We start from the raw sequence: 6,593 nt of genomic DNA on the forward strand, positions 1-6,593 counted from the left end.
TACACGGGCTTCCGCCCGGCACACCGAGAGCACGCACCGGACGCCGCGGGAGCGCCCTGCGGGCGCACGGCGCTACTTCGCGGACACCCCCTAGGTCAGGTCGAACTCGCCGCCCCTCGCGCCCAGTACGAACTTGCGCCACTCGTCCGGCGCGAAGATGAGCGAGGGGCTTTCGGGGCGTTCGCTGTTGCGCATCGCGATGAACCCCTCGACGAAGGCGATCTGGACGTCGCCCGCTCCCCGGCTGCTCGACTGCCAGTCCGCCCCGCTGAGATCGAGGTCCGGCTTGTCCCAGCCGGCTGCCAGAGGCTGTGAAGTCATGCTCTCGGCCACGTGCGTGCTCCTCCCGGTACTCCCGGTACGTCGTCCGGGGGCCAGAGTAACCATCGCAGCGGGTGCCGCACAGGCCACGGTGAGTCACCCGTGGCCGGTCCGGCACCACACCGCGCGCCGGCCGCCTGCCCGGCGTCCTGCGGCCCCGCGGCCCGAGCCCGCTCAGGAGGCGGGCGGCTCGGCTCCCACCAGCCACATCGCGAAGAACTGGGCGCCGCCGCCGTAGGCGTGGCCCATGGCCCGGCGGGCGTCCGGGACCTGGTGTTCGCCGGCCAGGCCGCGGACCTGGAGCGCCGCCTCGGCGAAGCGGATCATGCCCGAGGCGCCGATCGGGTTGGTGGACAGCACCCCGCCCGAGGGGTTCACCGGGAGGTCCCCGTCGAGTTCGGTGACCCCCGCCTCGGTCAGCTTCCAGCCCTCGCCCTCCTGCGCGAAGCCCAGGTTCTCCAGCCACATCGGCTCGTACCAGGAGAACGGCACGTACATCTCCACCGCGTCGATCTCCCGCCGCGGATCGGTGATCCCGGCCTGCCGGTAGACGTCGGCCGCGCAGTCCTTGCCCGCCTGCGGCGAGACGAAGTCCTTGCCCGCGAAGAGCGTCGGCTCGCTGCGCATCGCCCCGCCGTGCACCCAGGCCGCGGGCTTCGGCGAACGGGCCGCGCCCGCCCGGTCGGTGAGGACCATCGCGCAGGCCCCGTCCGAGGAGGGGCAGGTCTCGGAGTACCGGATCGGGTCCCACAGCATCGGCGAGGCCTGGACCTTCTCCAGGGTGATGTCGTGCTCGTGCAGGTGCGCGTACGGGTTCTTCAGCGCGTTGCGGCGGTCCTTGTACGCGACGAGCGAGCCGACCGTGTCGGGCGCGCCCGTGCGGCGCATGTACGCGCGCACGTGCGGGGCGAAGAACCCGCCGGCCCCCGCCAGCAGCGGCTGCTGGAACGGCACGGGCAGCGACAGGCCCCACATGGCGTTGGACTCGGACTGCTTCTCGAAGGCCAGGGTCAGGACGGTGCGGTGGACCCGGGCCGCGACGAGGTTGGAGGCGACCAGCGCGGTGGAGCCGCCGACCGAACCGGCCGTGTGGACGCGGAGCATGGGCTTGCCGACCGCACCGAGGGCGTCCGCCAGGTACAGCTCCGGCATCATCACGCCCTCGAAGAAGTCGGGGGCCTTGCCGATGACGACCGCGTCGATGTCCGCCCAGGTCAGCTCGGCGTCGGCGAGGGCGCGCAGCGCGGCCTCGCGCACGAGTCCCGCGATGGAGACGTCGTGGCGGGCGGCGACGTGCTTGGTCTGGCCGATGCCGACGACGGCCACTGGCTCCTTGCTCATGCTCGGTCCCCTTCCAGGACGGCGACCAGGTTCTGCTGGAGGCAGGGGCCGGAGGTGGCGTGCGCGACGGCCCGGTCGGACTCGCCGCGGTGGATCCGGGCGGCGGCCTCGCCGATCCGGATGAGGCCCGCGGCCATGACCGGGTTGGCGGCGAGCGCCCCGCCGGACGGGTTGACGGCGACGCCGTCCCCGCCGAGCCGCAGCGCCTTGCGGAGCACGACCTCCTGGGAGGAGAACGGCGCGTGCAGCTCGGCGGTGTCCACGGGGGCGTCGAACAGGCCCGCGTGCTCGGCGGCGATCCGGGTGGACGGGGAGTCGGTGAGGTCGCGCAGGCCCAGGCCGTGCGCCTCGATGCGGTGGTCGATGCCGGTGATCCAGGCGGGACGCGCGCACAGCCTCCGCGCGGTGTCGCCGGCGGCGAGGATGACGGCGGCGGCGCCGTCGCCGATGGGCGGGCAGTCGCCCGTGCGCAGCGGCCGGACCTGGTAGTCGCCCTGCGCGACGGCGCCGCCCCTGAGCTGCGCGTGCGGGTTGGCCCCGGCGGCGGTCCGGCTGCGGGCCCCGATGGCCGCGAGCGCGCCCTCGTCGGTCTCGCCCGCGTCGATCAGCGCCTGGGCCTGGAGGGCGGCGAGGGCCACCGAGTCGGGCCAGAGCGGAGCCAGGTAGTACGGGTCGAGCTGCCGCGTCAGGACGTCCCGTACGGATCCCGGCGAGGACTTGCCGTACGAGTACACCAGCGCGGTGTCGGCCTCGCCGGTCTGGATCTTCACCCAGGCCTCGTACAGGGCCCAGGCGCCGTCCATCTCGACGTGCGACTCGGAGATCGGCGGCCAGGCTCCGACCCCGTCGAGGGTCATGGTGAAGGAGAAGGCCCGGCCGGCGAGGTAGTCGCTCGATCCGGAGCAGGTGAAACCGATCTCGCCGGCCTTCAGGCCGGTCTGGTCCAGCACCTGGTGCAGGACCGGCATGACCATCTCGACTTCGCTGAGTTCGTCGCTGCGGCGCCGGTGGTCGCTCTGCGCGAAGGCCACGACGGCCACGTCCCGCGCGTACCTGCTCGTCGTGGGCATCAGATGAGCTCCTTGTACGCGTCGTAGTCGGCGTCGGGCTCGCCGGTGGGGCGGTAGTGGTCCGGGTGGCGCCCGCCCTCGGTCCACACGGGTTCGACGCGCAGGCCCATGCGGACCTGGTCGTACGGGATGCCGCCGATCCGGCCGTGCAGGGCGAGGTCGGCGCCGTCGAGGGCGATGTGGGCGTAGACGTACGGGACTTCGATGTCCAGGTTCTTGGCCTTGATGTTGACGATGCAGTACGTGGTGACGGTGCCGGCCGGGCCCACCTCGACGTGGTCGGTGGTGGCGACCCCGCAGGTGGGGCAGGCGCCGCGCGGCGGCACGTACACCTTGTGGCAGGAGGGGCAGCGCTCGCCGACGGTCCGCCGCTCGGCGAGGGCGTTGATGTAGGCGGTCTGGGAGCGGCCGGGGCTGTAGGTGTAGTCGAGGCGGGCCGCGGCGACGATGCCGGTGACGGCGTCGGCGAACCGCCCTTCGTGCGGCGTCGCCTGCGCGGTCGCCTCCGAGTCGTGCGGCTCGAAGCAGGCGATGTCGGTGATGGCGCCGGTGCGTTCCCGCGCCCAGCGGATCCGTACCCGCATGCCGGTGCGGACGGCTTCGGGGCCGGTGGCGTCGAGGGCGTGCAGGATCGCGGTGTCGGCGCCGTCGAGGCGGACCAGGACCCAGGCGAAGGGGGTGCCCAGGGGCTGGTTCGGACGCGGGGAGCCGTTCCAGGCCCAGGTGGTGACGGTTCCGGTGGTGCCGACCTCGACGAGCTCGCGGATCTCCTCGGCGGTGACGGGGTCGTACTCGGCGGGAGGCACCATCACCTTGCCGTCGGCGGTCCTGACGCCGAGGACGACGCGCTCGCGCAGCCCGGTGAGGAAGGCGCTCTGGACGGGCCCGAGGGAGCGGGTGAAGGGGAACTCCACGACGAGGGGTGCGCGCAGCACCTCCGGCGGGGACGCGGCTGCTGTCATGGCTGTCTCTCCGATGGTCTGGACGGCTGGGAGCGGGGGGCGCGCGCCGGGCCGCTTCCGGACGGACGGCGGCCACGCGGACGGCGGCTGGGCGCGGGCCACGGCGGCTGCGCGCGGACGGACGGCGGTCACTCCCGCCGGTACACGGCGGGCCGCTTCTCGGCGAAGGCGCGCGCCCCCTCCTTGGCGTCCGCGGTGTCGAAGACCGGCCAGCCCCGCAGCAGCTCCGAGGCCAGGCCCTCCGTCTCCGTCAGCTCTGCGGTCTCGTAGACCGAGGCCTTGACGGCCTCGACGGCCAGCGGCCCGCACGCGTTGATCTGCTCGGCGATCTCCAGGGCCTTGGCCAGGGCGGTCCCCTGGGGGACGACCTGTCCGACGAGCCCGATCCGGGCCGCCTCGTCCGCCGTGTACGGGCGGCCGGTCAGCAGCATCTCCAGGGCGTGCGTGCGCGGGATCTGCCGGGGCAGCCGTACCGTCGAGCCGCCGATCGGGAACAGGCCCCGCCTGACCTCGAACAGCCCGAAGGTGGCGCCCGCGCCCGCGACCCGGATGTCCGTGCCCTGCAGGATCTCGGTGCCGCCGGCCACGCAGTACCCCTCCACCGCCGCGATCACGGGCTTGCGCGGCCGGTGGTGGCGGAGCATCGCCTTCCAGTGCAGGTCGGGGTCGGCCTTGAGGCGGTCCCGGTACTGGTCGCCCGCCATCCCCTTCCCGGCCAGTGCCTTGAGGTCCATCCCGGCGCAGAAGTCCCCGCCCGCGCCCGTCAGGACCACCGAGCGGATCGTGTCGTCGGCGTCCGCCTCCAGCCAGCCGTCGTACAGCCCCACCAGCAGCGGCAGCGAAAGCGCGTTCTTCGCCTCCGGCCGGTTCATGGTGAGCACCAGCGTGGCGCCGTGGCGCTCCACGGTCAGGTGTTCCGTCCCACCCATTGCCGTCCTCCCGTCTCAAGACCTAGAACAGGTTGCAGGAGGGCCGGGTGCAGTTCAATAGTTTTCTGACACCCAGTCAGTTTTCTTGGATCGCGCCCTTCCCACTTGGGCTGAGCGGCGCTCTAATGACCGCCGCGGGCCACAGCCATGGCCCGGCAACGGGAAACCTCGGGGGTGAGGAGGAACGGTGGAGTACAACCTTGCCGACCTGTTCGAGTCGGTCGTCGACGTGGTCCCGGACCGCGAGGCCCTTGTGTACGTGGACCACCCCGGCACCGGCGCCGAGCGCCGCCTCACGTACGCGGAGCTGGACACCGCGGCGAACCGCATCGCGCACCACCTGCTGGACAGCGGCTTGACGGCCGGCGAGCACCTGGGGCTGCACCTCTACAACGGCATCGAGTACCTCCAGACCGTCCTGGCCTGCCTCAAGGCCCGCCTCGTACCGGTGAACGTCAACTACCGTTACGTGGAGGAGGAGCTGGTCTACCTCTACAACGACGCCGACCTCGCCGCGCTCGTCTTCGAGGGCGAGTTCACCGGGCGCGTGGCCGCCGCCCTCCCGCAGACGAAGAAGCTGCGCCACCTGATCCGCGTCGGGGCCGCTCCCGAGGGCGCCCCGGAGCCCTCGATCGCCCCGGTCGCGTACGCGGACGCCGAGGCGGCCGGCTCACCCGGGCGCGGCTTCCCGCCCCGCTCCCCCGACGACCTCTTCATCATCTACACGGGCGGCACCACCGGCATGCCCAAGGGCGTCATGTGGCGTGCGGAGGACCTGTTCTTCGCCGGGCTCTTCGGCGGCGAGCCCTCGGGCGAGCCGGTCAAGAGGCCCGAGGAGCTCGCCGAACGGGTCGCGTCGAAGGGCGCCGGCCTGACCTTCTTCCCCGCGCCGCCGCTGATGCACGGCACCTCGACGCTGACCTCGTTCATCGCCTTCAACTACGGCCAGCGGGTGGTCATCCACCGCAAGTACGCGCCGGAGGAGGTGCTCCGCACGATCGAGAAGGAGAAGGTGTCGAGCGTGTCGCTGGTCGGCGACGCGATGCTCCGGCCGCTCATCGACGCCCTCAAGGGCCCGCTCAAGGGGACCGACCTGTCCTCGCTGTTCAGCGTCTCCTCGTCCGGGGCGATCATGTCGGAGACGGTGCGGGCCGAGTTCCAGCGCCTCGTGCCGAACGTGGTGCTGCTGAACAACTTCGGGTCGTCGGAGTCCGGGTCGAACGGCAGGGCGGCCGAGGACTCGGGCCCCGAGAAGGGCTTCCGGCTCGTGGTCAACGACCGTACGCAGGTGGTGGACCCGGTGACGCACGAGCCGGTGCCGGTGGGGGTGCCGGGGCGGCTCGCGCAGCGCGGCCACGTCCCGCTCGGCTACTACAACGACGCGGCGAAGACCGCCGAGACCTTCTTCCGGAAGGGCTCCGAGCGGTGGGTGCTGCTCGGGGACATGGCGACGGTCGACGAGGAGGGCATCGTCACGGTCCTCGGGCGCGGCTCGCAGTGCATCAACACGGGCGGCGAGAAGGTCTATCCGGAGGAGGTCGAGCAGGCGCTGAAGTCCCATCCGGACGTGTACGACGCCCTGGTCGCCGGGGTGCCGGACGCGAAGTGGGGCAACCACGTGGCGGCGGTGGTGCAGGTGCGGGCGGGCGCGCCCGAACCGACCCTGGACGAGATCCAGCAGCACTGCCGGACCAGGCTCGCGGGGTACAAGATCCCGCGCCAGCTGGTGGTGGCGCCGGCCATCCAGCGCTCGCCGAGCGGCAAGGCGGACTACCGCTGGGCGAAGTCGGTGGCGACGGAGGCGGACGCGGCGCACTGACGAGCGGGGTCGCGTCAGGCGGTGGGGGGGGGCCCCCCCGGGGCCCCCCCCCCCCCCGCGCCCGGCCCCCCCCCCCCGGGGGCCGGGGTGCGGCACGACCCACGCCCGGGGCGCCCCCCGCCCGGCGCGCCCCCCGCCGCAGGCGCCCGCC

6 protein-coding genes are annotated in these 6,593 nt (G+C 73.1%); 1 reads left to right on the forward strand and 5 read right to left on the reverse strand.

The window, feature by feature from the left end:
• Positions 1–90 precede the first annotated feature (90 nt).
• The 5 genes from ACFYZS_RS40065 to ACFYZS_RS40085 all read right to left on the reverse strand — a co-directional run bounded on the left by ACFYZS_RS40065 (position 91) and on the right by ACFYZS_RS40085 (position 4,623).
• Positions 91–321, reverse strand: coding sequence for a DUF397 domain-containing protein (locus ACFYZS_RS40065; protein ID WP_389024450.1), 231 nt, complete (start codon positions 319–321; stop codon positions 91–93).
• A gap of 174 nt (positions 322–495) precedes the next feature.
• The gene (locus ACFYZS_RS40070) at positions 496–1,662 is read right to left on the reverse strand and encodes a thiolase domain-containing protein (protein WP_389024406.1); all 1,167 of its coding nucleotides are present in this window, start codon (positions 1,660–1,662) and stop codon (positions 496–498) included.
• Positions 1,659–2,732 carry a thiolase domain-containing protein gene (locus ACFYZS_RS40075; RefSeq protein ID WP_389024409.1) on the reverse strand — a complete coding sequence of 358 codons (1,074 nt, stop codon included), beginning with the start codon at positions 2,730–2,732 and terminating at the stop codon, positions 1,659–1,661. The genes ACFYZS_RS40070 and ACFYZS_RS40075 overlap by 4 nt, the downstream gene beginning before the upstream one ends.
• On the reverse strand, positions 2,732–3,694 hold the full coding sequence (locus ACFYZS_RS40080) for an OB-fold domain-containing protein (protein WP_389024412.1): 963 nt from the start codon (positions 3,692–3,694) through the stop codon (positions 2,732–2,734). Before ACFYZS_RS40080 ends, ACFYZS_RS40075 begins: the two co-directional genes overlap by 1 nt.
• A 128-nt stretch (positions 3,695–3,822) precedes the next feature.
• Positions 3,823–4,623: a crotonase/enoyl-CoA hydratase family protein gene (locus ACFYZS_RS40085; RefSeq protein ID WP_389024415.1), complete on the reverse strand. Its 801-nt coding sequence runs from the start codon at positions 4,621–4,623 to the stop codon at positions 3,823–3,825.
• A gap of 187 nt (positions 4,624–4,810) precedes the next feature.
• Between ACFYZS_RS40085 and ACFYZS_RS40090 the strand changes: the two genes are divergently transcribed.
• On the forward strand, positions 4,811–6,442 hold the full coding sequence (locus tag ACFYZS_RS40090; protein ID WP_389024418.1) for an acyl-CoA synthetase: 1,632 nt from the start codon (positions 4,811–4,813) through the stop codon (positions 6,440–6,442).
• Positions 6,443–6,593 lie beyond the last annotated feature (151 nt).

Source organism: Streptomyces sp. NPDC001903, from assembly GCF_042891345.1.
Lineage (GTDB): Bacteria > Actinomycetota > Actinomycetes > Streptomycetales > Streptomycetaceae > Streptomyces.

Excerpts from the sequence above, each read along its gene's own strand:
- ACFYZS_RS40065 (WP_389024450.1), bottom strand. The coding sequence starts at position 321 with ATGACTTCACAGCCTCTGGCAGCCGGCTGGGACAAGCCGGACCTCGAT.
- ACFYZS_RS40070 (WP_389024406.1), bottom strand. The coding sequence starts at position 1,662 with ATGAGCAAGGAGCCAGTGGCCGTCGTCGGCATCGGCCAGACCAAGCAC.
- ACFYZS_RS40075 (WP_389024409.1), bottom strand. The coding sequence starts at position 2,732 with ATGCCCACGACGAGCAGGTACGCGCGGGACGTGGCCGTCGTGGCCTTC.
- ACFYZS_RS40080 (WP_389024412.1), bottom strand. The coding sequence starts at position 3,694 with ATGACAGCAGCCGCGTCCCCGCCGGAGGTGCTGCGCGCACCCCTCGTC.
- ACFYZS_RS40085 (WP_389024415.1), bottom strand. The coding sequence starts at position 4,623 with ATGGGTGGGACGGAACACCTGACCGTGGAGCGCCACGGCGCCACGCTG.